Genomic DNA, 25,698 nt, shown 5'->3' on the forward strand with positions numbered 1-25,698 from the left:
TCGTCATTTCCATTCTGTTGTTCGGGCCGGCCGTCACGTTGGACGGCAGACCGTGTCGTTATTCTCGTCCGAGGTCGCGGTGCTTGAGGCTTACCGCGACGCCGGGAAATTCTTGGAGCAGGCCGGCGAGTTCCCTCGCCATGGCCACCGAGCGGTGCTTGCCTCCGGTGCAGCCGATGGCGATGGTGGCGTGACGCTTGTTCTCGCGCTGGTAGCCGGCGAGCACCGGTCGGACGGCGGCCGCGTAGCTGGTGATGAACTCACGCGCACCGTCCTGGCCGAGCACGTATTCGCTGACCTCGGGGTCGAGGCCGGTGTGCGAGCGAAGTTCGGGGATCCAAAACGGATTCGGCAGGAACCGGGCGTCGGCGACCATGTCGACATCGGTGGGTAACCCGTACTTGAACCCGAAACTCATCACGGTGAGGTGCAGCCCGGCCGCGTTCTCCGCAGCGAAACGCTCGGTGATCGTGGTGGCGAGCTGGTGGATGTTGAGATCCGACGTGTCGATGACGATGTCGCAGGATTCCCGCACGACGGCCAGCCGGGTGCGCTCGGCGGAGATGCCGTCCAGGATCGTCCCCTCACCCTGTAGCGGGTGGGGGCGCCGAACCGCTTCGAATCGGCGGACGAGCACATCGTCACGCGCTTCGAGGAAGATCACCCGGACCTGGGTGCCGCTGCGGAGCGCCTGGACGAGTTCCTGGAAGTCGCCGAAGAAGTCCCGGCCACGGATGTCGACGACGGCCGCGATCTTGGGCAGGCTGGTGCCCGCCCGTCCGACGAGCTCGACCAGCGGGCGCAGCATCTGCGGCGGCAGGTTGTCGACCACGTACCAGCCGAGGTCCTCCAGCGCGTTGGCGACGGTCGATCGACCGGCGCCGGACATGCCGGTAACGATCAGCATTTCCTGCTTTTCGGTGTCCGTGCTCATGCTGGATTACGCCTTCGGTCGAAGTTAGTGAATGTCCAGCCTACCGACCGGGGGGCGTCTCTAGGCGCGCAGGTGCCGGTGAATGCCCTCGGCGAGGGCAGGTCCGATCCCCCGGATCTCGGCGATCGAGTCGACCGACGCCTCTCTGAGGCGGGCGACCGACCCGAAGTGCACCAACAGCACTTTGATGCGGGCGGGGCCCAAGCCGGGAATTTCGCCGAGGATGGTGTTGATGTCCCGCTTTCGTCTGGCGCGCTGATGAGTGATGGCGAAGCGGTGCGCTTCGTCGCGGATGCGTTGGATGAGGAACAAGGCGTCGCTGTTGCGCGGCAGGATCACCGGGTACTCGGAATCCGGCAGCCAGATTTCCTCCAGCCGTTTCGCGATGCCGCACAGGGTGATGCCCTGGACTCCGGACTCCCGCAGGGCGCGTGCCGCTGCCGCGACCTGCGGTTGCCCGCCGTCGACGATGAGCAGGTTCGGTTGGTAGCGGAATTTCGCTCGTTTCGCTGTTGGGTCCGCCTCGTCCGCGGCGGGCTCGTCCGCGCCGGAGGCCTCCGCGACGATCATGCCGTCAAGCGGGTTGGCCGGCACCGCGATGACGCCGCCCTTCGGCAGAGCCTCCGGGGTGGCGTCGTCGGGAACCAGGTAGGCCAGCCGCCGGGTGAGGACCCGATACAGGGAATCGGTGTCGTCGGTGGACTCCGGGACACCGAACCGGCGGTACTCGTCCTTCCGCGGCAGCCCGTCCTCGAAGACCACCATGGAGGCCACGATGTTGGTCCCGCCGAGATGCGACACGTCGTAGCACTCCATCCGGAGCGGGGCGGATTCCATGCCCAGTGCCTCCTGGAGGTCCTCGAGGGCCTTCGATCTGGCGACGAAGTCGGAGCTGCGCCGGGTCTTGTAGAGCATCAGCGCCTGCTTGGCGTTCTGGGTGGCCGTGACCAGCAGGGCGGCCTTCTCGCCGCGCTGGGCCGCGACGAGCCGCACCTTGCGGTGCGCGATCTCGCCGAGCCAGCCTTCGAGGGCGTCGGCGTCGTCCGGCAGCTCCGGCAGCACGATTTCCCGGGGCGGCACGGCGTCGCCGGTGTACGCGGTCTGCATGATCGAGTCGATCAGTTCACTGATGCTCAGGTCAAGTTCCTTGTCGACGACCCAGCCGCGCACACCGCGGATGCGCCCGCCGCGCACGATGAACAGCTGAACGGCCGCGGCGAGCTCGTCCTGTTCGATCGCGAACAGGTCGATGTCGACGTTGTCGCGCAGCACGACGGCGCTCTTCTCCAGCACGGCGTTGAGCGCCTTCACCTGGTCGCGCCGCCTGGCGGCGGTTTCGTAGTCCTGCGCCAGAGCGGCGTCCTTCATCTGGGCCGTGAGGCTGTTGATGAGCTTGCGATCCTGGCTGCCCATGAAACTGACGAATTCGTTGACGATCTTGCGGTGTTCCTCGATGCCCACCTTGCCGGAGCAGGGCCCGAAGCAGCGACCGATCTGGCCGGCGAAGCAGGGCTTGCCCGACTGCATGGCACGCTTGTAGTTGGCGTTGTTGCAGGTGCGGATCGGGAAGGCCTTGAGCATCAGGTCGATGGTCTCGTGCACGGCCCACACCTTGGGGTACGGCCCGAAGTAGCGGGCGCCCTTGATGCCGGACGTGCGGGTCACGAGCGCCCGCGGTGCCTCGTCCGCCAGGGTCACCGCGAGGTACGGGTACGACTTGTCGTCCTTGAACTGCACGTTGAACGGCGGGTCGAATTCGTTGATCCAGGTCCACTCGAGCTGCAGCGCCTCGATCTCTGTGCCCACGGTCGTCCATTCGACGCTGGTCGCCGTCGTCACCATCCGCCTGGTGCGTTCATGCAGGCTGCTCAGCGGCGCGAAGTAGTTACTCAGCCGGGCACGCAGGTTCTTGGCCTTGCCCACGTACAGCACCCGCCGGGAGGCGTCGCGAAACCTGTAGACACCGGGTTGGGTGGGGATCTCCCCGGGCTTGGGGCGATAGCTCAGAGCGTCAGACATGTTCTCCTGCGCCTACCGTGTGGCGAGGACCTCCTTCAGGAATGTTCCGGTGTGGCTCTTCTTCACTGTCGCGACGTGCTCGGGCGTTCCGGTGGCGAGCACCTTGCCCCCGCCGTAACCGCCCTCCGGACCCAGGTCGATGACCCAGTCGGCCGACTTGATCACGTCGAGGTTGTGCTCGATGACGATGACGGTGTTGCCCTTGTCGACGAGGCTGTTCAGCACCAGCAGGAGCTTCCGCACGTCCTCGAAGTGCAGGCCGGTGGTCGGCTCGTCGAGAACGTACACGCTGCGCCCGTTGGAACGGCGCTGCAGTTCCGTGGCCAGCTTGACCCGCTGCGCCTCACCGCCGGAGAGGGTCGTGGCGCTCTGCCCCAGGCGCACATACCCGAGCCCCACCTCGACGAGGGTTTTGAGGAACCGGTGGATCGCCGAGATCGGTTCGAAGAACTCGGCGGCCTCGCTGATCGGCATGTCGAGGACCTCGGCGATGTTCTTGCCCTTGTAGTGCACGGTGAGGGTGTCGCGGTTGTACCGCGCTCCCCCGCAGACCTCACAGGCCACGTACACGTCGGGCAGGAAGTTCATCTCGATCTTGATGGTGCCGTCGCCGGAGCATGCCTCACAGCGGCCGCCCTTGACGTTGAAGCTGAACCTGCCGGGCAGGTAGCCGCGGGCCTTGGCCTCCATGGTCTCGGCGAACAGGTTGCGGATTTTGTCGAACACGCCGGTGTAGGTGGCCGGGTTCGAGCGCGGGGTGCGTCCGATGGGGGCCTGGTCCACGTGGATCACCTTGTCGAGCTGGTCGAGGCCGGTGACCTTCGTGTGCCGGCCGGGCAGCTTCCGGGCGCCGTTGAGCCGGTTGGCGAGGACCCTGTACAGCACGTCGTTGACGAGGGATGATTTGCCGGACCCGCTGACGCCGGTGACGGCGGTGAAGACGCCCAGCGGGAACTTGACCGTGACTTTCCGCAGGTTGTTCGCCTCGGCACCCACCACGGTGATCTCACGGTCGGGGTCTAGAGGCCGACGTTTCGCCGGGGTGGCGATCGACTTCCGGCCGGAGAGGTAGTCCGCGGTGAGGGACTTCGTGTTGGTGAGCAGGTCAGCGTACGACCCCGAGTGCACGACGTGTCCGCCGTTGACGCCGGCGCCCGGTCCGATGTCGACCACCCAGTCAGCGGTCTTGATGGTGTCCTCGTCGTGTTCCACGACGATGAGGGTGTTGCCCAGGTCGCGGAGCGCGACCAGCGTCTCGATGAGGCGCCGGTTGTCGCGCTGGTGCAGCCCGATGCTGGGCTCGTCGAGGACGTAGAGCACCCCGGTCAGTCCCGAACCGATCTGGGTGGCCAGCCGGATGCGTTGGGCCTCGCCGCCGGACAGGGTCGCGGCCGCGCGGGCCAGGCTGAGGTAGTTCAGGCCCACCCGAAGCAGGAAGTCCAGTCGCACCTTGATCTCGCGCAGCACCTGGGCGGCAATGGTCTTCTCGCGTTCGGTGAGTTCGAGCTTGTCCATGAAGTCCCGGGCATCGGCGAGGCTGAGCCGGCAGATATCGGCGATGCTCATATCGTGCACGAGAACGGCGAGTACCTCAGGCTTGAGCCGGGTGCCGTCGCAAACCGGGCAGTCCACCTCGCGCAGGTATTCCCCCCAGCGCTGGCGCTGGGTGTCGGTTTCGGCCTGCAGGAACTGGCGCTCGATGTAGGGCACAACACCTTCGAAACCGGAGGTGTAGCTCATCTCCCGGCCGTAACGGTTCTTCCATTTGACCTTGACCTCGAAGTTGTCGCCGCGCATGACAGCGGTGCGCACCTCGGCCGGGAGCTTCTTCCACGGTGTGTCGAGCGAGAACTTGAGGTCGCGGGCAAGCCCGTCCAGGAGCTTCTCGTAGTACTGGAAGAGTCCCTTGCCCTGGGTGGTCCAGGGCAGTACGACACCCTCAGCGATGCTCAGGTCCGGGTCGCCGAGAAGTAGGTCCTCGTCGACGGACATACGGGTTCCCAGGCCGGAGCATTCGGGGCAGGCACCGAACGGTGCGTTGAACGAGAAGGTGCGCGGTTCGATCTCGGTGAGCTGCACGGGGTGGTTGTTCGGGCAGGAGAGCTTTTCTGAATAGCTCTGCCAGGCCTCGTCGCCGGTGAGGTCGACGAAGTTGACCTGCACGAGGCCGTCGGTGAGCTTGAGCGCCGTCTCAAGGGAGTCGGTGAGCCGGCTGAGCAGGTCGGGGCCGGCCACGAGGCGGTCGACGACCACGGAGATGTCGTGCTTGAGCTGCTTCTTCAGCGTGGGTGGTTCGTTCAACTGGATCTGGACGCCGTCGACCATTGCGCGGGAGTACCCGCCGGCGGCGAGCTCCTTGAACAGGTCGACGAACTCGCCCTTTTTCTGCGACACGATCGGGCTCAGGATCTGGTACCGCACGCCGGTTTCCATTTCCATGAGCTGGTCGGCGATCTGCTGCACGGTCTGCGACTGGATGATCTCCCCGCAAACGGCACAATGCGGGACCCCGATACGTGCCCAGAGCAGGCGCATGTAGTCGTAGATCTCGGTGATGGTGCCCACGGTGGACCGCGGGTTGCGGTTGGTGGATTTCTGGTCGATGGACACGGCGGGGCTGAGCCCCTCGATGAAGTCGACGTCGGGCCTGTCGACCTGCCCGAGGAACTGGCGCGCATAGGCCGACAGGGATTCGACATACCGCCGTTGGCCCTCCGCGAAAATCGTATCGAAGGCGAGCGATGATTTGCCCGACCCGGAGAGACCTGTGAACACCACGAGCGAATCGCGGGGGATGTCGAGGTTGACGTTGTGCAAGTTGTGCACGCGTGCACCACGGACGCTGAGTTGAGAGCCCTGCTCTACCTTGGAAATTGACACCATTCGAGTCTATGCAGTACCACCGACACCGCAGTGCCACCGTCACCGCAGTGCCACCGACAGCGCAGTGCCTCCCGACAGCGCAGTGCCGCCCGACCCGCTAGCTCAGGTGGCCGGCCTTCTCCATCTGACGCAGCTCCCGCTTGAGCTCGGACACTTCGTCGCGCAGCCTGCCGGCCAATTCGAACTTGAGTTCGCCGGCGGCCTCGAGCATCTGGGCGTTGAGGTCGGCGATGATCGACTCGAGGTCGTTGGCGCCGTTGGCCGCGAGGCCCTTGCGCACCGACGGTGTGGGGCTGCGGCGGCGGGCGTCACGGCCGGCCAGCAGCTCGGCGGTGTCAGCCTCCTCGCGGGAGAGCGCGTCGGTGATGTCGGCGATGCGCTTGCGAAGCGGGGTGGGATCGATGCCGTGCAGGGTGTTGTACTCCACCTGCTTCTCCCGGCGCCGGTCGGTCTCGTCGATGGCCCTGGCCATCGAGTCGGTCATCCTGTCGGCATACATATGCACCTCGCCGGAGACGTTGCGCGCGGCGCGACCGATGGTCTGGATCAGCGAGGTGGACGAGCGCAGGAACCCTTCCTTGTCGGCGTCGAGGATGGCCACCAGGGACACCTCGGGCAGGTCGAGGCCCTCCCGGAGCAGGTTGATGCCCACCAGCACGTCGTACAGGCCCTGGCGCAGCTCGGTGAGCAGCTCCACCCGGCGCAGGGTGTCGACGTCTGAGTGCAGGTACCGCACCCGAACGCCGGCCTCGGTGAGGAAGTCGGTGAGTTCCTCGGCCATCTTCTTGGTCAGGGTGGTCACCAGCACCCGCTCGTTGAGTTCAACGCGCAGACGGATCTGCTCGAGCAGGTCATCGATCTGACCGGCGGACGGCTTGACGATGATCTGCGGGTCGATCAGACCGGTCGGGCGGATGATCTGCTCGACGATGCCGTCGGCGATGCCCATCTCATACTTGCCGGGGGTGGCGGAGAGGTACACGGTCTGGCCGACCCGGCCCTTGAACTCGTTCCACTTGAGCGGGCGGTTGTCCAGCGCGCTGGGCAACCGGAACCCGTGCTCGACCAGGGTGCGCTTGCGTGACGAGTCGCCCTCGAACATGGCGCCGATCTGCGGCACCGTCACATGGGACTCGTCGATGACCACAAGGAAGTCGTCGGGGAAGTAATCGAGCAGGCAGTGCCCGGGCTCCCCCGCGCTTCTCCCGTCGATGTGCCGGGAGTAGTTCTCGATGCCGGAGCAGAATCCGATCTGTTCCATCATCTCCAGGTCGAAGGTGGTCCGCATCCGCAGGCGTTGTGCTTCCAGCAGCTTGCCCTCGCGTTCCAACTGGCCCAGCCGTTCCTCCAGTTCTTCCTTGATCGTCACCATCGCCCGCTGCATGACGTCGGTGCTGGCCACGTAGTGGGAACCGGGGAACACCGACACGGCATCGAGCTTTCGCACGACATCGCCGGTGAGCGGATGCAGGCTGTAGAGCGCCTCGATTTCGTCACCGAACATCTCGATGCGGATGGCGAGTTCTTCGTACATCGGGATGATCTCGATGGTGTCGCCGCGCACCCTGAAGTGGCCGCGGGAGAAGTCGACGTCGTTGCGCTGGTACTGCATGGCCACGAACTTGCGGATCAGCCAGTCCCGGTCAACCTTCTGGCCGACCTGCAGCGCCACCATGGCTTCCAGGTAACCCTCGGGGGTGCCCAGGCCGTAGATGCAGGACACCGTAGAGACGACGATGACGTCGCGTCGGCTGAGCAGCGAGTTGGTGGTGGAGTGCCGGAGCCGTTCGACTTCCTCGTTGATCGAGGAGTCCTTCTCGATGAAGGTGTCGGTCTGCGGCACGTACGCCTCTGGCTGGTAGTAGTCGTAGTACGACACGAAGTACTCGACGGCGTTGTTGGGCATCAGTTCGCGGAACTCGTTCACAAGCTGCGCGGCCAGGGTCTTGTTGTGGGCGAGGACCAGGGTGGGGCGTTGTACCTGCTCGATCAGCCAGGCTGTCGTCGCGGACTTGCCGGTTCCGGTGGCGCCGAGCAGCACGATGTCGGTTTCACCGGCGTTGATCCGGCCGGTGAGTTCGGCGATGGCGCCGGGCTGGTCGCCGCTGGGCGTGTACTCGCTCACGACCTCGAAGGGATGAACGGCGCGGGTGGGTTCCATGCTTCCAGTCTAAGGAGCGCCACCGACACTGGAGTCGGAGTGGGCGGGCCGGTGGTTTGCGCGAAGCTTCGAATCCCACAGCCGGTCGACCTGGGCCAGGGTCTCGTCGAGGGAGCCCATCGAGTCGATCACGACGTCGGCGACGGCGAGGCGGTCGGCGTCGCCGGCCTGGACGCTGATCCGGCGGCGGGCGTCGTCTTCCGGCATGCCGCGCAGCTCGACCATGCGGCGCACCCGAGTCTCGGCTTCGGCGTGGACGACCACGATCAGGTCGAAGGGGTGACCGACGGACGCCTCAACCAACAGGGGAACGTCGTAGACGACGACGGCCTCAGGGTCGGCGCGCTCGGCGGCGGCGATGGCCGCGCTGGAGAGCGCACGCACGGCGGGGTGGACCACGTTGTTGAGGACGCTGAGGGCGGTGGGGTTGCCGAACACTATCGAGCCCAGGCGGGCGCGGTTGAGGCTGCCGTCCTCGGCGATGACTTCGGGGCCGAAGATGTCGGCGATATGGGCCAGCGCATCGGTGCCCGGCGCCACGGCCGCCCGGGCGAGCTGATCGGCGTCGATCACCGCGGCTCCGTGCTCGGCGAATCGCTTCGCCACGGTGCTCTTGCCCGATGCGATCCCGCCGGTCAACCCAATCAAGTACACCGCCCCATGCTAACGGAGGGGCGCTGCTTAACCGGAACAGGCCGGACCCCGAAGGGCCCGGCCTGTGCTGGTCCCGGCATGCGCCGGGCAGGTGATACTAGTTGCTAGTTGTTGCCAGCTTCTAGTTGTTGCTGGACAGCTTCTCGCGCAGTGCGGCAAGCGCCTCGTCGTCGGCGAGGGTGCCGGCTCCGGCAGCCTCACTGGTGAACGAGTTACCGGCTGCAGACGCGACATCGCCGGGGGCGATGATCTCGTCGTTCGCGGATGCGACCTGCTTCTTGTGTGCTTCCCAGCGAGCCTGGGCTGCAGCATAGTCCTGCTCCCACTTCTCGCGCTGGGAGTCGAAGCCTTCGCGCCACTCGTTGGTCTCCGGGTCGAAGCCCTCGGGGTACTTGTAGTTGCCCTGGTCGTCGTACTCGGTGAGCATTCCGTAGAGTGCCGGGTCGAACTCGGTGCCCTCGGGGTCGACACCATCGTTGGCCTGCTTGAGGCTCAGCGAGATGCGGCGACGCTCCAGGTCGATGTCGATGACCTTGACGAACACCTCGTCGCCGACAGAGACAACCTGCTCGGCGAGTTCGACGTGCTTGCCGGACAGCTCGGAAATGTGGACCAGGCCCTCGATGCCCTCTGCAACGCGAACGAACGCGCCGAAGGGGACGAGCTTGGTGACCTTACCCGGTGCAACCTGGCCGATGGCGTGGGTGCGGGCGAAGACCTGCCACGGGTCTTCCTGCGTGGCCTTGAGCGACAGGGAAACGCGCTCGCGGTCCAGGTCGACCTCGAGGATCTCGACGGTGACTTCCTGACCGACCTCGACGACCTCGCTGGCGTGCTCAATGTGCTTCCAGCTGAGCTCGGAGACGTGTACCAGACCGTCAACGCCACCCAGGTCGACGAACGCACCGAAGTTGACGATCGACGAGACGACGCCCTTGCGGACCTGTCCCTTCTGGAGGTTGTTGAGGAACGTGGTGCGGCTCTCGGACTGCGTCTGCTCGAGCAGGGCGCGGCGCGACAGGACGACGTTGTTGCGGTTCTTGTCGAGTTCGAGGATCTTGGCCTCGATCTCCTGGCCCAGGTACGGGGTCAGGTCGCGAACACGGCGAAGCTCGATGAGCGATGCCGGCAGGAAGCCGCGCAGGCCGATGTCGACGATGAGCCCGCCCTTGACGACCTCAATGACCGAACCGGTGACGACTCCGTCGGATTCCTTGATCTTCTCGACGTCGCCCCATGCACGCTCGTACTGAGCGCGCTTCTTCGACAGGATGAGACGGCCTTCTTTGTCTTCCTTCTGAAGAACGAGTGCCTCGACCAGGTCGCCGACCTTGACGACCTCAGAGGGGTCGACGTCGTGCTTGATGGAGAGCTCGCGGGAGGGGATGACACCCTCGGTCTTGTAGCCGACGTCGAGGAGGACCTCGTCGCGGTCGATCTTCACAACGGTGCCCTCGATGAGGTCGCCGTCGTTGAAGAATTTCAGAGTCTTTTCGACCGCGGCAAGGAAGTCTTCAGCAGATCCGATGTCGTTGATGGCGACCTGCTTGGGTGCCCGTTCGGTCGTTGCGATTGTCATGTAGTAGTTGCTCCAGGATGGACATATTCGGGCCAGAAGGGAAGGTCGTGCGATACGTGTTCAAGATCCGCGACTGGCAGCGGCTAATTCGTCACAAGCGTGACAGTAAAGCTTAGCTGTTTCGGGAGCGCCCCGGCAACCCGTTCTCGGCGGCGGCGGCAACGCATCTCACGCGTCTTCGATCGAGTACCGAAAGGACCCCGAGTATTCGTACACCCGCCCGACGAACGGCAGGCTCACGGTGACCTGCACGTGCTGCCGCTGGTCACCGTCGTCGAAGCGTTCCGTCAGGTGAACCAGGGGCGCGCACAGCCGTGGGACCGGAACCCGGCGACCGGCGAGGTGCACGTAGACACCTGCGGAATCCAGGTGCAGGGCACCGTCGACAATGCGGGCGTCAAGGCGGGCTTCCAGGCGTCCGCTCCGGCCGAGGCGGTCGGCGAGGCCGCCGGCATCCGCACCGATGACATCGATCATGTCGCGGGACCCGGCCGGAAATTCAAAGCGGCGCACAGCATGCACCCGATCGGGTCCCGGCCGGTTCACGACCAGGAAGGGCACGTCGTGTTCCCAAACCGGGAACAGCACAGCGTCGCGGGCCAGCAGCGCCAGAACCGGCCACAGCCAGCGCCGCGGGGTGCCGACCCTGTCGAAGGTCCCCCGGCCGAGGCCGTGCCGACCGGCCGGGATAGCCGTGAAGTAGGCGCGCAGCTGTGGGTGCAGTCCCGTCAGGTCACCGCCGAGGGCGGCCTCGTACGGCGACGGCATCGGCACCGGGTCAGTTCTGCAAAGCCGACCGGAGGGTGTCGAGGCCGACCCCGCCGAGGTCGAGGGCGCGGCGGTGGAACTCCTTGATGTCGAAGCCGCTTCCCTCGCGGGCCTTGGCGTCATCGCGCAGTTGCTCCCAGATGCGTTGGCCCACCTTGTACGACGGTGCCTGGCCGGGCCAGCCGAGGTACCGGTTCACCTCGAACTTCACGAAGCCGTCGTTCATGTTCACGTTTCTGGCCAGGAAGTCGAAGGCGTAGTCGGCGGTCCAGGTCTGCGACCCGTCCGGCACCTTCTTGCCCAGGTGCACTCCGATGTCGAGCACGACCCTGGCAGCGCGCATCCGCTGCCCGTCGAGCATGCCGAGCCTGTCGGCGGGATCGTCCAAGTAGCCCAACTGCTCCATCAGCCGCTCGGCGTAGAGCGCCCAGCCCTCCGCGTGGCCAGACGTGCCGGCCAGCTGGCGGCGCCAGGTGTTCAGGGACGCCCGGTTGTAAACCGCCTGGCCGATCTGCAGGTGATGGCCGGGGATTCCCTCGTGATAGACCGTGGTGAGTTCGCGCCAGGTGTCGAATTCGGTGACGCCGACGGGCACCGACCACCACATCCGGCCGGGGCGGGAGAAATCATCGGTGGGTCCGGTGTAGTAGATGCCGCCCTCCTGGGTGGGGGCGATCAGGCACTCCAGACGGCGGATCTCCTCGGGAATGTCGAACTGGGTGGCGCCGAGTTCGGCGACGGCCCGGTCGCTGGTCTCCTGCATCCAGCGTTGCAGGGCGTCGGTGCCGTGCAACTTCCGGGCCGGGTCGGTGTCGAGGAACGCGATCGCCTCGAGAACGGTGGCGCCGGGCTTGATCTGCCTGGCCACGCTCTCCTGTTCTTCTGTCATGCGGGCGAGTTCCTGGATGCCCCACTCGTACGTTTCGTCGAGGTCGATGGTGGCGCCGAGGAAGTGCCGCGACCTCAACGCGTAGAGGTCCCGGCCGACGGCATCCTGCTCGGTGGCACGGGGCTCGAGCTCGTCGGCGAGGAACGTCGCCAGCCGCTCGTAGGCGGTGGCCGCCGCGTGGGCTCCGGCACCGAGGTCGGTGGCCAGGGAGGCCGGCAGCGAACCGTGCTCGAGGCCGGCGTCGGCGACGAAGTGGTTGAAGAACCCGTCGTTGGCGGCGTTGCGTCTGGCCTGGTCGAGCACCTCGCGCACCTGCCGCCGGGCCGGCGTGGTGCCCTGCTCGATGCCGAGGCGCAGGGTTTCGATGTAGCCCGTGATGGCCGCCGGCACGGCGCCCAGGCGCGCGGAGATGTTGCGCCAATCCTCGACCGTGGCGGTGGGCATGAGGTCGAAGACCTCGCGGATGCCCTGCGCGGGTGACGCGATGACGTTGAGGTCGCGCAGCTGCAGGCCGGCGGCGGAGCTCTCCAGGTCCAGCGCGAGGCTGCTGCGCAGATCGGTGCGGGTGACCCTGTCCACGTCGTCGACCGGGACGCTGTCGTCCAGCAGCCGGATGGTGGCGGCCGCGGCCTGCACGTAGGCGGCGTGGCCGTCCGGCGAATAGTCCGCAAAGCCCGAACCGTCCGCCGACCGGCCGATATAGGTGCCCACAGTGGGATCGAGCGACACCAGGGTGTCGACCCACCCCTCGGCGATCTGGTCGACGGGGGTGGGTGTCCGGCCTTCGTTCAGAGTCATCCCCCGAGCCTAGGACATGGCCCAGGTCAGTGCGCTGCGGCGTCCCAGTTAGCCCCGCGGCCCACCTGCACGTCCAGCGGCACCAGCAGGTCGGCCGCGGACTCCATCCGCTGGGTGACGACGTGCTGCAGAGCGTCCCACTCCCCCGGGGCGACCTCGAAGATCAGTTCGTCGTGAACCTGAAGCATCATGCGGCTCTGCAGGTCCTGTTCGCGCAGGTCGAGCGCGATGTTGTTCATCGCGATCTTCATCAGGTCGGCGGCAGAACCCTGGATGGGTGCGTTCAGAGCGGCCCGTTCGGCGTTGTCCCGCAGCACCCGGTTGGGGCTGTTCAACTCGGGGAACGGCCGGCGGCGGCCGAAGATCGTCGTGGTGTAGCCGTCGACCTTGGCCTGCTCGACCACCCGGCGCAGGTAGTCGCGTACGGCGCCGAACCTGGCGAAGTAGTCGGCGATGAGCTGCTTGGCCTCGCGCGATTCGATGCGCAGCTGCTTGGACAGGCCGAAGGCGCTAAGCCCGTAGGCAAGCCCGTACGACATGGCCTTGACCTTGTTGCGCATCTCCCCGGTCACGTCCTCAGGGGCGACACCGAAGACCCTGGCGCCGACGAACCTGTGCAGGTCTTCGCCGGCGTTGAACGCCTCGATGAGGCCGGCGTCCTCGGAGAGGTGCGCCATGATGCGCATCTCGATCTGCGAGTAGTCGGCGGTGAGGAGGCTTTCGGAGCCGGACCCGGCATGGAACGCGGCCCGGATGCGGCGGCCTTCCTCGGTGCGGACGGGGATGTTCTGCAGGTTCGGGTCGGTGGAGGAGATCCGGCCGGTGGCGGTGCCGATCTGCACGTAGGTGGTGTGGATGCGGCCGGTGTCGTCGATGGCCCGGTCCAGGGTTTCCACGATCTGGCGCAGCTTCGTGGCGTCCCGGTGCTTCAGGAGCAGGTCGAGGAACGGGTGCGGGTTGCTGGCCTGCAGATCGGCGAGGGCGCCGGCATCCGTGGTGAAGCCGGTCTTGTTGGCCCGGGTGCGCGGCATGCCCAGCTGATCGAAGAGCACCTCCTGCAGCTGCTTGGGAGAACCGAGATTGACCTCGCGGCCGATTTGGGCGTAGGCGCCGGCCGCGAGTTCCGCTGCGGTGTCGCCCAGCTGTACGGACAGGGCCGCGAGTTCGGTGTGATTGACCGCGACGCCGGCCAGTTCCATGGCTGCCAGTGTCATCAGGGTGGGCATCTCGATGTCGGTAAGAACGGTCCGCGAACCCGAGTCGAGCAACGCGGTCACGGCGGCGGCGAGGCGCACCGTGTACCAGGAGTCCACGGCGACGCCGCCGGCGACGCTCTCATCCGGCACCAGCTGGTTGGGGTCGACGACGGGCACGGTCTCGTCGAGGTAGCGCTTGACGAGGTCGGCGAGAGTCTTGTCAGGGCCGCCCGGGCGCAACAGCCAACCGGCCACCAGGGTGTCGATGGCCAATCCGTCCAGCACCAGGCCGGCGCGGGTGAGGGCCTTCACCTGCGGCTTGGCGTCGTGCATGACCTTGGGGCTCGGGCCCGCGAGCCATTCCTCGAGCGGCCGGTAATCGGCCCGACCGGGCTGCCAGGCCACCGTCGCGGTCTCGGTGGCCGTGGCCAGGCCGAAGCCGATCGGCAGGCCGTTGAGGAGCTCAACGGTGACGGAAAGGGCGGTTCCGGTCGTGGTCACCCGGTCCAGCCAGGCGGCGAGTTCCTCGTCGAGCAGTTCGCGCTGCACCGGTGCCTTCGCCGCCGCGGGGACCTCGGCGACCGGAGCCGCGCCAGCGGCGTCACCGGTGGCGGTCCCGTTGCCGTTGCCATTGCCGTTGGCGTTGGCGTTGGCGTTGGCCTCGAGCTTGATCACCCTGTCCAGCAGGGTGCGGAACTCCAGGCGCCCGAAGACCTCGCGCACGGCGTCCTCGTCGATCGGTCCGCGCACCAGGTCGCGCAGCTCGACGGGCAGGTCGAGGTCGGTGACCAGCCGGTTGAGGCGGCGGTTGCGGATCGCATTGTCCTTCTGCTCGCGCAGGTTGGCGCCGACAACGCCGGTGATCTCGTCGGCGTGCTCGAGGATCGCGTCAAGGCTGCCGAACCTCTCCAGCCACTTCACGGCCGTCTTCTCGCCGACCTTGCTGATGCCGATCAGGTTGTCGCTGGTCTCGCCGACCAACGCGGCGATGTCCGGGTACTGTTCGGGGGCGATGCCGTACTTCTCGCGCACCTTGGCCGGGTCATACCTGGTCAGCGCCGAAACGCCCTGGCTGGCCGGGTAGAGCAGGGTGACGGTGTCGTTGACCAATTGGATCGTGTCCCGGTCGCCGGACACCACGAAGACGTCGTAGCCCTCGGCGGTGCCGCGGACCGACAGCGTCGCGAGGATATCGTCCGCCTCGTAGTCGTCCTTGGTCAGGGTGGTGATGTTCAGTGCCTTGAGGGCCTCTTGGAGCAGGGGCACCTGGCCCTTGAACTCCGACGGAGTGATCGCCCTGGTGCCCTTGTATTCAGGGTAGTCGCGGGTGCGAAAGGAATACCGGGAGATATCGAACGCCACGGCGATGTGGCTCGGGTTCTCGGTGCGGAGCAGGCTCAGCAGCATCGACAGGAACCCGTGGATGGCGTTGGTGTGCTGCCCGTCCTGGGTTTGGAAGCTGTCGATGGGCAGGGCGTGGAACGCCCGGTACGCCAGCGAGTGGCCATCGATGATCATCAGGGTAGGCTTTTTTGATTCCGACACAGTCCCAGCCTACAAGCCGCCTCCGGTGGGGCTGAGCCGAGCCACGAGGTGACCATGACCGAGCAGAACCCGCCCGAGAGCACCACCGACTTCCTCGCCTGGACGAAGGCACGCGGCGCCGGCGACCTGGCCGACAAGATGGGCATCGAGTTCACCGAGTTCTCACTCGAGAGGGCCGTGGCGCGGATGCCCGTCGAGGGCAACACGCAGCCGGCCATGCTGCTGCACGGAGGCGCGTACGTGGTGATGGGCGAGTCGCTAGGGTCGATGTCGGCCAACCTGCACGCCGGCCCCGGCAAGCTCGCCGTGGGCATCGAGATCAACGCCAGCCACACCGGCTCGGCCACCTCCGGGTATGTCACCGCCGTGTGCACCCCGATCCACCTGGGGCGCACGCTCACCACCCACGAGATCGTGGTGACCGACGATGCGGGCCGACGCTGTTCGACGATCCGCATCACCAACCTGATCCTGGACCAGCCGGTAGCACGCTGATCCGCTCTGCGAGCACGAAAAAGCGGGCCCCTCACCGGAGGGACCCGCTTTTTTCGTGACGGTGGTGCCGGCTACTTCTTAGCTGGCAGCCTATTTTTTGGCGGAGAGCTGTTCGATGATCGCCTGTGCGACATCGTGCATGGTCAGACGGCGGTCCATGGACGCCTTCTGGATCCAGCGGAACGCCTCCGGCTCGGTCAGGCCCATCTTCTCGTTGAGGAGGCCCTTGGCCCGGTCGACGAGCTTGCGCGTCTCGAAACGTTCGACCAGGTCGGCGACCTCGGCCTCGAGGGTGATGATCTGGCTGTACCGCGAGAGGGCGATCTCGATCGCGGGCAGCAGGTCATTCGGCGTGAACGGCTTCACGACGTACGCCAGGGCGCCGGCCTCGCTCGCGCGCTCGACCAGTTCCTTCTGGCTGAACGCGGTGAGCAGTACGACCGGGGCGATGTGGGCCTTGGTGATGCGTTCCGCGGCGGAGATCCCGTCGAGGTGCGGCATCTTGACGTCCATGATCACCAGGTCGGGGCGGAGCTCGGTGGCCAGGGCCACAGCGGTCTCACCGTCGCCGGCTTCACCCACCACTTCGAATCCGTTGTCTCGGAGGATCTCGACGATGTCGAGCCTGATGAGGGATTCATCCTCCGCTACAACGACGCGGCGGGGGGGTACTGGAGTTGTCTCTTGGTCGGTCACAGCCAAAAGCCTACGGTATTCTGGTGCAGGTGTTGTGAGCCGGTGTGGCGGAATGGCAGACGCGGAGCACTCAAAATGCTTTGTTCGCAAGGACGTGTGGGTTCGAGTCCCACCACCGGTACCACTTCACCGCATGCCCGTTGCCCGGTTCCACCGGCGGCGGGCATGCGGTGTTTCTGCCCCTGATCGGCGTCCTTCTCCCCCGCAGCGGGCCCCAGCGCCCGCACACGCCCGTCTCAGCGATCGGTCACCGCATCCGGCCGTCGGTCCGCCCGCAGAGCGCACAGGCGTCCATCGGTCTTGCACGGCCGCTCAGAGGCTGTTCGCCGCTGGCACGACAACAGCCCCGCGGATTTCTCCGCGGGGCTGTTGTGTACTGCGTGGTGTACTGCCGTTTACTGCTGGGCGTACGCCGGAGCGACACCGTTGTGGGCGTCACCGATGCGGTGAACCCGGATGTCGTTCGTCGAACCCGCGATTCCGGGAGGGGATCCGGAGATCACCACGACCTTGTCGCCGATCTCAGCCAGGCCCTGGCCGAGCAGGATGTCGTCGACCTGACCGAACATCGAGTCGGTGTGGGTCACCCGGTCGACCAGGTACGTCTGCACGCCCCAGGTCAACGCGAGGCGACGACGGATGCTCGCCTCGGGGGTGAAGGCCAGCATCGGGATCGAGGAGCGCAGGCGCGACATACGACGCGCGGAGTCTCCCGACTCGGTGAAGATGCAGAGGTACTTGGCCTCGACGAATTCAGCGACCTCGATGGCGGCCAGCGTGATGGCGCCGCCCTGGGTGCGCGGCTTGTTGGTGAGCGGTGCGATCCGCTCCAGGCCGTGCTCCTCGGTGGAGGCCACGATGCGCGCCATCGTCTGAACAGTGACCACCGGGTATTCGCCGACGCTGGTCTCGCCGCTGAGCATGACCGCGTCAGCACCGTCGAGCACGGCGTTGGCGACGTCGGACGTCTCCGCGCGCGTGGGAACGGGGCTGTGGATCATCGATTCGAGCATCTGCGTTGCGACGATGACCGGCTTCGCCATGCGGCGGGCCAGTTCGACGGCGTGCTTCTGCACGATCGGGACGGCCTCGAGCGGAAGCTCGACACCCAGGTCGCCACGGGCCACCATGATCGCGTCGAACGCGTCGACGATGCCCTCGAGGGCCTCGACGGCCTGCGGCTTCTCGATCTTGGCGATGACGGGAACCTTGCGGCCCTCTTCGGCCATGATCTCGTGCACCCGGTCGATGTCGGCCGCGTTGCGCACGAAGGACAGCGCGATGAGGTCGGTGCCGAGGCGCAGGCCCCAACGCAGGTCGGCCTCGTCCTTGACGGACAGGGCGGGCACGTTGACGGCAACACCGGGCAGGTTGATGCCCTTGTTGTTCGACACCGGGCCGGCGACGATGACCTTCGTGGTCACGACGGTGCCGTCGGTCTCGACGACCTCGACCTTGACCTTGCCGTCGTCGATCAGGAGGAAGTCCCCCTGCTTGACGTCGTTCGGCAGGCCCTTGTAGGTCGTGCCGGACAGTTCCTTGGTGCCGAGGATGTCCTCGGTGGTGATCTTGAAGATGTCGCCGACGGCGAGGTCGTACGGTCCGCCCTCGAACTTGCCCAGACGGATCTTCGGGCCCTGCAGGTCGACCATCACGGCGACGGCACGGCCGGAGTCGTTGGCTGCCTTCCGGATGTTGGCGTAAACGCCTTCGTGCACGGTGTAGTCACCGTGGCTCAGGTTCATACGGCAGACGTCAACGCCGGCGTCGATAATGGCGCGGATCTGTTCGTAGCTGGATGCTGCCGGCCCGAGGGTGGCGACGATTTTCGCGCGTCTCATACTGGTGGATCTCCGGTTTCCGCGCCGGTGTGGCGCATTGGTGCGTTCGGTTGGTTGGAGAGAATGGGCAGCGGAATCAGTTCGTACGCTCAGATGGCAAACGAATGATCCGTCGGCTTCACCGGGGCGGGCAGTTGAGTCTCGCCTTCGAGATACCGATCGACGGCTGCCGCAGCAGCGCGTCCTTCGGCGATCGCCCATACGATGAGCGACTGACCTCGGCCTGCATCTCCGGCAACGAATACACCCTCGTGGCTGGTCTGGTAATCACTATCACGGACGACATTACTCCGGTCGTCGAGCGGCAGATGCAGATCATGGGTCAGTTCGGCGCTGTCCGGACCGGTGAAGCCCAGTGCCAGCAACACCAGATCAGCGGGAATCTCCCGTTCGGTTCCGGCTTTGGGCACCCGTCGGCCATCGAGATATTCGGTTTCGGCGACCCGGATGGCACGCACCTCACCGGCGTCGTTGGCCAGGAACTCGATGGTGGACGCGAGGTATTCCCGCGTGCCGCCCTCTTCGTGGGCACTGGATACCTCGAACAGGGTCGGCGACATCGGCCAGGGCTGGTGTTCCGGGCGGCTGTCACCGGGCTGCTTGCCGATGGCCAGGTTGGTCACCGAGGCGGCCAGCTGACGGTTCGCGGTGCCGATGCAGTCCGCACCGGTGTCACCGCCGCCGAGCACGACGACATGCTTGCCTTCGGCGAGGATCTGGTTGTCGACGGTGTCGCCGGCGCCAACCTTGTTTTGCTGCACGAGGTATTCCATCGCGAAATGCACCCCGGGCAAGTCGCGCCCCGGAATCGGCAGGTCGCGGGGCACCATGGCGCCGGTCGCGATGACGACAGCGTCGTACCTGGCCCGCAGATCGGTCCAGGTGATGTCCACCCCGATGTTGACGCCGGCGCGGAAGCGGGTGCCCTCTGCGGTCATCTGGGACAGACGCAGGTCGAGGTGCTTCTTCTCCATTTTGAAGTCCGGGATGCCGTAGCGCAGCAGGCCGCCGATGCGGTCGTCGCGTTCGAACACGGCCACGGTGTGCCCGGCCCTGGTCAGCTGCTGGGCGGCGGCGAGTCCGGCCGGTCCGGAGCCGACGACGGCGATGGTCTTGCCGGTGAGTCGGCCGGGCGGCTGGGGAGTGACCCAGCCCTCGGCGAAGGCCTGGTCGATGATCGAGACCTCGACCTGCTTGATGGTCACCGCCGGCTGGTTGATGCCGAGGACGCAGGCGGACTCGCACGGTGCCGGGCAGAGCCGGCCGGTGAACTCGGGGAAGTTGTTCGTCGCGTGCAGACGCTCGATGGCCTGCCGGCCTTCGTCACGCCAGGTGAGGTCGTTCCACTCCGGGATCAGGTTGCCCAGCGGGCAGCCCTGGTGGCAGAACGGAACGCCGCAGTCCATGCAGCGGCCGGCCTGGCGCTTGAGCACGGCGGAGTCGCCGGCCTCGTAGACCTCTTTCCAGTCCATCAGACGGATGGAGACCGGACGACGGGCGGGAAGTTCCCGGTCCGTGGTCTTCAGGAATCCCTTCGGGTCAGCCATTGGTTACCTCCAAGATGCGGTTCCAGACCACGTCGCCGTCGGGGTCGAGCCCCTCGGCCACGGCGCTCTGCCTCGTCGCCAGGACGGCTGCGTAGTCACGCGGCAGCACCTTGACGAAGTTCTTCATTGTCGTGTCGCGGTCGGCGAGGAGCCGCGCGGCCAGAACAGAATCGGTCTGTTCCAGGTGCTGTTCCAGCAGGTCACCGACGATTTCGATGTCGGCGCTGCCGAGCGGCAGCAGGGTGAGTTCACCGGAGTCCAGCGAGTCACGGTTGACGAGCTCCGAGCGCAGCCGGTAGATGTATGCGGTTCCGCCGGACATGCCCGCGCCGAGGTTACGGCCGGTCTCGCCGAGAATCACGGCGAGTCCACCGGTCATGTACTCGAGGGCGTGGTCGCCCACCCCCTCGACGACGGCGGTCGCACCGGAGTTGCGCACCAGGAATCGTTCACCGACGATGCCGCGGATGAACATGCTGCCCAGGGTGGCGCCGTAGCCGATCACGTTTCCGGCGATCACGTTCTCCTCGGCCGCGAAGACGCTGCCGCGGTCGGGGCGCACGATGATCTGCCCGCCGGAGAGGCCCTTGCCGACGTAGTCGTTGGAATCCCCCTCGAGGCGCAGGGTGATGCCGCTGGGCAGGAACGCACCGAGGGACTGCCCTGCCGACCCGGTCAGGGTGACGTCGATGGAGCCGGCCGGCAGGCCGTTCTCGCCGTGCCGCAGGGTCACCTGGTGGCCCAGCATGGTGCCGACGGCGCGTTCGGTGTTCCGGATCGGCAGCGCGATCGTGACCTGGCCGCCGTGCTCGAGCACATTGGCGCTCTGCCTGATCAGCTCGACGTCGAAGTGCTCGTCGAGTTCGTGCTCCTGCTCCCGGCTGGAACGTCTTGGTTCGCCGGCGGAGAAGTCGGGGCCGACCAGGATCGGCGCCAGGTTGAGCCCGGATGCCTTCCAGTGGTTGAGGGCGCCGTTCACGTTCAACAGTTCCTTGCGGCCGGTGGCCTCGTCGAGGCTCCGGAAGCCGAGCTCGGCGAGGTACTCGCGCACCTCCTGCGCGATGAACTCGAAGAAGTTCACCACGTAGTCGGCCTTGCCGCTGAACCGCTTGCGGAGCTCGGGGTTCTGGGTTGCGACGCCGACCGGGCAGGTGTCCAGGTGGCAGACCCGCATCATGATGCAGCCCTCGACGATAAGCGGGGCGGTGGCGAAACCGAACTCCTCAGCTCCGAGCAGGGCGCCGATGACGACGTCACGGCCGGTCTTGAGCTGGCCGTCGACCTGGAGCACGACCCTGTCGCGCATCCCGTTCAGCATCAGGGTCTGCTGGGTCTCGGCCAGGCCGAGTTCCCAGGGGGTGCCGGCGTGCTTGAGCGAGTTGAGCGGGCTCGCGCCGGTGCCGCCGTCGTGTCCTGATACCAGGATCACGTCGGAAAGCGCCTTGGCGACGCCGGCCGCGACGGCACCGATACCGGACTGGCTGACCAGTTTGGTGTGGATGCGCGCCGTCGGGTTGGCCCGCTTGAGGTCGAAGATCAGCTGCTTGAGGTCTTCGATCGAGTAGATGTCGTGGTGCGGGGGTGGCGAGATCAGGCCGACGCCCGCGGTGGCGTGCCGGGTGCGGGCGACCCACGGGTAGACCTTGGTGGGCGGCAGCTGGCCGCCCTCCCCCGGCTTGGCACCCTGGGCGAGCTTGATCTGGATGTCGTCGGCGTGGGTGAGGTACATGCTCGTGACGCCGAACCGGCCGGACGCGACCTGCTTGACCGCGCTCCGCCGTGTCGGGTCGAGCAGACGGTCGAGGTCCTCGCCGCCCTCACCGGTGTTGGACTTGCCGCCGAGCCGGTTCATCGCGATGGCGAGGGTCTCGTGAGCCTCCTGCGAGATCGAGCCGTAGCTCATCGCGCCGGTGGAGAACTTCTTCACGATCGATGCGACCGACTCGACCTCGTCGATCGGGATGGGCTTTCGCTGCCCGATGTTGAAGGCGAACATGCCACGCAGCGTCATCAGGCTCTCCGACTGGTCGTCGACGAGCTTGGTGTACTCCTTGAAGATGTCGTAGCGGCGGGTGCGGGTGGAGTGCTGCAACCTGAAGATGGTTTCCGGGTTGAACAGGTGCGGGGAACCGTCGCGACGCCACTGGTATTCGCCGCCGGTGGCGAGACGCTCGTGCACGGTGACGGCGGCGTCCGGCGGGTAGGCGCCGGTGTGGCGTTCGAGGTTCTCGGCCGCGATCACGTCGATCCCGACGCCGCCGAGCTTGCTCGTGGTGCCGGTGAAGTACTGGTCGATGAAGACCTGGCTCAGGCCGACGGCCTCGAAGGTCTGCGCGCCGGCGTAGGACGACACCGTGGAGATGCCCATCTTGGACATGATCTTGAGCACGCCCTTGCCGAGCGCCTTGATCACGTTCTTCACAGCCTTCTCGGGCGTGACAGTGGTGATGAAGCCGCTGCGCACCAGGTCCTCGCAGGTCTCCATGGCCAGGTACGGGTTGACGGCGCTGGCGCCATACCCGATGAGGAGCGCCACGTGGTGCACCTCGCGCACGTCGCCGGCTTCCACGACGATGCCGACCTTGAGCCGGTTCTCGGTGCGGATGAGGTGGTGGTGCACGGCCGCGATCATCAGCAGCGACGGGATGGGCGCGAGGTCCTTGGTGCTGTCCCGGTCGGACAGCACGATGAAGAGCGCGCCGTCCTCGATGGCCGCGTCGACCTCGTGGCACATTTCCTCGATCCGGTTGGAGAGTGCGCTGGGACCCTCGTCGAATCTGTAGAGGCCACGGATGGTAGTGGTGGTGCGGCTGCCGGGGGACGTGTCGATGTGCTGGATCTTGGCCAGCTCGTCGTTGTCGATGACCGGGAAGTCGAGCACCACCTGGCGGGCGTGCTCCGGGCCGGCCGCGAGCAGGTTGAGCTCGGGGCCGAGGCCCAGCTTGAGGCTGGTGACGACCTCTTCCCGGATCGAGTCCAGCGGCGGGTTCGTCACCTGCGCGAACTGCTGGGTGAAGTAGTCGAAGAGCAGCCGGGGGCGCTCGCTGAGCACCGCGATGGGCGTGTCGCTGCCCATCGCGCCGAGCGGCTCCGCGCCGTTGCGGGCCATCGGGGCCAGCAGGATGCGTACCTCTTCTTCGGTGTAGCCGAAAGTGCGCTGGCGACGGACCACGGATGCCGGCGGGTGCACGATGTGCTCCCGTTCCGGCAGGTCCTTGAGGTTGATCCGGCCGGCGTCGAGCCAGGAGCCCCAGGGCTCGCTGGCGGCGAGGTCGCCCTTGATCTCCTCATCTTCGATGATGCGGCCGGCCTCGGTGTCGACGAGGAACATCTTGCCGGGCTGCAGGCGGCCCTTGCGGACCACCCGGGCGGGGTCGACGTCGATGACGCCGATCTCGCTGGCGAGCACGACGAGTCCGTCGTCGGTGATCACGTAGCGGCCGGGCCGCAGACCGTTGCGGTCCAGGGTTGCGCCGACGAGGGTGCCGTCGGTGAAGACGATGGCGGCGGGGCCGTCCCACGGTTCCATCAACATGGAGTGGTACTCGTAGAACGCTCGGCGGTCACGGTCCAGGTCGGGCTGGTTCTCCCAGGCCTCCGGCACCATCATCATGACGGCGTGCGGCAGCGACCGGCCGGACAGGCTCAGCAGTTCGACGACCTCATCGAAGGACGCCGAGTCGCTGGCGCCGGGGGTGACGATCGGGAACAACGGGTTCAGGTCGCCGAGCAGCTCCGATTCGAGCTGCGACTGGCGGGCGCGCATCCAGTTGCGGTTGCCCTGCACCGTGTTGATCTCGCCGTTGTGCGCGATCATCCGGAACGGCTGCGCGAGCGGCCAGGACGGGAAGGTGTTGGTGGAGTACCGCGAGTGCACCAGCGCCAGCTTCGAGGCGAAGCGCTCGTCGGACAGGTCGGGGTAGAACGGCTCCAGCTGGAGGGTCGTGACCATGCCCTTGTACACGATGGTGCGGCAGGACAACGACGCGAAGTAGGTCTCCACCTCGCGTTCGGAGCGTTTCCGCAACCGCACGGCCTGGCGGTCCAGGTTGATCCCGGCCAGGGGCAGGCCGTCCTCGGTGGTGCGGCTGCTGGAGACGTACAGCTGCTGAATGGCGGGCATCGCGGCCCGCGCCAGGTTGCCGACCTCATCGGGGCGAACCGGGACCTCGCGCCAGCCGAGAACGTGGAGGTTCTCCTCCTTGGCGATGGCCTCGATGGCGCTCTTGACCGCGCTGCGAGCGGTGGGCTCGGTAGGCAGGAAGACGTTGCCGACGGCGTACCGTCCGGCGTCGGGCAGGTCGAACGTGGACACCGCACGGAAGAACTCATCCGGGATCTGGGTGACGATTCCGGCGCCGTCGCCTGTTCCGGCGTCGGAACCGACCGCACCGCGATGTTCGAGGTTGCGCAGTGCGTCGAGCGCTCGCGTGATGATGTCGTGTCCGGCCGTTCCCCGCAGGGTGGCGACCATGGCGAGACCGCAGGCATCACGTTCGTCGTGCGGGTTGTAGAGCCCCTGGGCTGAGGGAACACTACTGAACCTGGAGAAGAGGGGTTGCTGCGTCATTAGACCGTCCTCACAAAATGACTGGCAGGTGGGGACGACGTTGGCCCGCGGGAAGAAGAGAAGCCACTCCGCCCGAAATGGAGGGCGAAAACCGTGGACCGGGTGGGATGACCGCGGTTAGGGGCGGGAGTCGGTTGTGCTTGTGGCGTCGACGTCGCGTGATTCAACGGGTTCATCAGCCTCATTGCCGTGATCCTCGAAAACGGAATCGGTTTCACCAGATTCTACCTCAGGGTCGACCGGCTTCCACTCGCGCCCGGGCAGGTACGGGCTCAGTTCGATTCCGGTGTGCCGTCTGCTCTGCACGAGGATGATGATCAGCCCGACCAGGATGGCGAACAGGGCGGCCCACACGTTGGTGCGGAGGCCGAAGAAGATCTCGCTCGGGTCGACGCGGATCGATTCGAACACGCTGCGTCCCGCGCCGTACCAGATCAGGTAGACGCCGAACGCGGTGCCCCAGCGCAGCCGGAACTTGCGTTCGAGGATGAGGATGACGGCGACACCGACCAGATTCCAGACGATCTCGTACAGGAAGGTGGGGTGGAAGAGGGTGCCGGCGGGCAGGCCGACGGGGTACGCGGGGTTGTCGGTCGAAATCTCCAGGCCCCACGGGAGCGTGGTGGGCAGGCCGAACAGCTCGTGATTGAACCAGTTGCCGAGTCGCCCCATGGCCTGGGCGAGGAGCATACCCGGGGCCAGGGCGTCGGCGAACGACCAGAACCGGATGCCGGCGCGTCGGGTGCCGATGTACGCGCCGACGGCGCCGCCGAGCAGTGCGCCGAAGATGGCGATGCCGCCCTTCCACACCGCGAAGACGTCCCAGAGGTTCGCTCCGTCGTAGAAGTAGTCGTTGGGGTGGGTGAGCACGTGGAAAATCCGGGCTCCGACGATGCCCAGCGGCACGGCCCAGAGGATGATGTCCAGCACCACGCCGGGCTCGCCGCCGCGCTTCGTCAGCCGCCGCGAGGTCATCGCGGTGGCCAGGAAGATACCGATCAGGATGCAGATCGCATACGCGTGGATGCGGAACGGCCCCAGGTCGAAGAAGCTCCACTCAGGGCTCGGAATGCTCAAGGGCAACGACACCACAACAACCTTTCATCGTGACACTCTGGTCACT

At 66.4% G+C, this 25,698-nt stretch carries 15 protein-coding genes and 1 tRNA gene; 2 read left to right on the plus strand and 14 right to left on the minus strand.

All coding sequences use genetic code 11. The annotated features are described in order from the left end of the window. Positions 1–58: 58 nt before the first annotated feature. The 9 genes from rapZ to polA form a co-directional block, all read right to left on the minus strand. A complete protein-coding gene (gene rapZ / locus C3B61_RS05605; RefSeq protein ID WP_088456251.1) occupies positions 59–934 on the minus strand; it encodes an RNase adapter RapZ in 876 nt (291 codons plus the stop codon). 60 nt (positions 935–994) lie between these two features. Next, a complete protein-coding gene (gene uvrC / locus C3B61_RS05610) occupies positions 995–2,953 on the minus strand; it encodes an excinuclease ABC subunit UvrC (RefSeq protein WP_103459818.1) in 1,959 nt (652 codons plus the stop codon). Between the two features lie 12 nt (positions 2,954–2,965). Further along, complete coding sequence (gene uvrA, locus C3B61_RS05615) at positions 2,966–5,836, minus strand: excinuclease ABC subunit UvrA (RefSeq protein WP_103459819.1); 2,871 nt, start codon at positions 5,834–5,836, stop codon at positions 2,966–2,968. 97 nt (positions 5,837–5,933) lie between these two features. Then, positions 5,934–7,997 carry an excinuclease ABC subunit UvrB gene (uvrB, locus tag C3B61_RS05620; protein WP_088456254.1) on the minus strand — a complete coding sequence of 688 codons (2,064 nt, stop codon included), beginning with the start codon at positions 7,995–7,997 and terminating at the stop codon, positions 5,934–5,936. Between the two features lie 9 nt (positions 7,998–8,006). Continuing rightward, on the minus strand, positions 8,007–8,651 hold the full coding sequence (gene coaE, locus C3B61_RS05625) for a dephospho-CoA kinase (protein WP_103459820.1): 645 nt from the start codon (positions 8,649–8,651) through the stop codon (positions 8,007–8,009). Positions 8,652–8,772: 121 nt separating this feature from the next. After that, complete coding sequence (rpsA, locus tag C3B61_RS05630; protein WP_088456256.1) at positions 8,773–10,230, minus strand: 30S ribosomal protein S1; 1,458 nt, start codon at positions 10,228–10,230, stop codon at positions 8,773–8,775. A 168-nt stretch (positions 10,231–10,398) separates the two neighbouring features. Beyond that, positions 10,399–10,998: a DUF4166 domain-containing protein gene (locus C3B61_RS05635; RefSeq protein ID WP_103459821.1), complete on the minus strand. Its 600-nt coding sequence runs from the start codon at positions 10,996–10,998 to the stop codon at positions 10,399–10,401. Positions 10,999–11,008: 10 nt separating this feature from the next. Then, the gene (locus C3B61_RS05640; RefSeq protein WP_103459822.1) at positions 11,009–12,685 is read right to left on the minus strand and encodes a DUF885 domain-containing protein; all 1,677 of its coding nucleotides are present in this window, start codon (positions 12,683–12,685) and stop codon (positions 11,009–11,011) included. A 26-nt stretch (positions 12,686–12,711) separates the two neighbouring features. Beyond that, positions 12,712–15,426 carry a DNA polymerase I gene (gene polA / locus C3B61_RS05645; RefSeq protein WP_103459823.1) on the minus strand — a complete coding sequence of 905 codons (2,715 nt, stop codon included), beginning with the start codon at positions 15,424–15,426 and terminating at the stop codon, positions 12,712–12,714. Positions 15,427–15,480: 54 nt separating this feature from the next. Between polA and C3B61_RS05650 the strand changes: the two genes are divergently transcribed. Continuing rightward, complete coding sequence (locus C3B61_RS05650; RefSeq protein WP_103459824.1) at positions 15,481–15,921, plus strand: PaaI family thioesterase; 441 nt, start codon at positions 15,481–15,483, stop codon at positions 15,919–15,921. 90 nt (positions 15,922–16,011) lie between these two features. On the opposite strand, the gene C3B61_RS05655 is transcribed toward C3B61_RS05650, so the two are convergent. Further along, entirely contained in the window at positions 16,012–16,617 is a 606-nt protein-coding gene (locus C3B61_RS05655; RefSeq protein ID WP_066595563.1) for an ANTAR domain-containing response regulator, read from the minus strand. Between the two features lie 38 nt (positions 16,618–16,655). Between C3B61_RS05655 and C3B61_RS05660 the strand changes: the two genes are divergently transcribed. Then, positions 16,656–16,741, plus strand: a tRNA-Leu gene (locus C3B61_RS05660). 271 nt (positions 16,742–17,012) lie between these two features. Here C3B61_RS05660 and pyk read toward each other — a convergent pair. From pyk to lgt, 4 genes are all read right to left on the minus strand, one after another. Continuing rightward, on the minus strand, positions 17,013–18,458 hold the full coding sequence (gene pyk, locus C3B61_RS05665) for a pyruvate kinase (RefSeq protein ID WP_088456261.1): 1,446 nt from the start codon (positions 18,456–18,458) through the stop codon (positions 17,013–17,015). Between the two features lie 89 nt (positions 18,459–18,547). Then, positions 18,548–20,005, minus strand: a complete 1,458-nt coding sequence (locus tag C3B61_RS05670) for a glutamate synthase subunit beta (RefSeq protein ID WP_088456262.1) — start codon at positions 20,003–20,005, stop codon at positions 18,548–18,550. Continuing rightward, on the minus strand, positions 19,998–24,575 hold the full coding sequence (gene gltB, locus C3B61_RS05675) for a glutamate synthase large subunit (protein WP_103459825.1): 4,578 nt from the start codon (positions 24,573–24,575) through the stop codon (positions 19,998–20,000). Before gltB ends, C3B61_RS05670 begins: the two co-directional genes overlap by 8 nt. Positions 24,576–24,692: 117 nt before the next feature. After that, positions 24,693–25,667 (minus strand): prolipoprotein diacylglyceryl transferase, encoded by a 975-nt coding sequence (gene lgt, locus C3B61_RS05680; RefSeq protein WP_370289942.1) that lies wholly within the window; start codon positions 25,665–25,667, stop codon positions 24,693–24,695. Positions 25,668–25,698 lie beyond the last annotated feature (31 nt).

This window comes from Cryobacterium zongtaii, assembly GCF_002909375.1.
Lineage (GTDB): Bacteria > Actinomycetota > Actinomycetes > Actinomycetales > Microbacteriaceae > Cryobacterium > Cryobacterium zongtaii.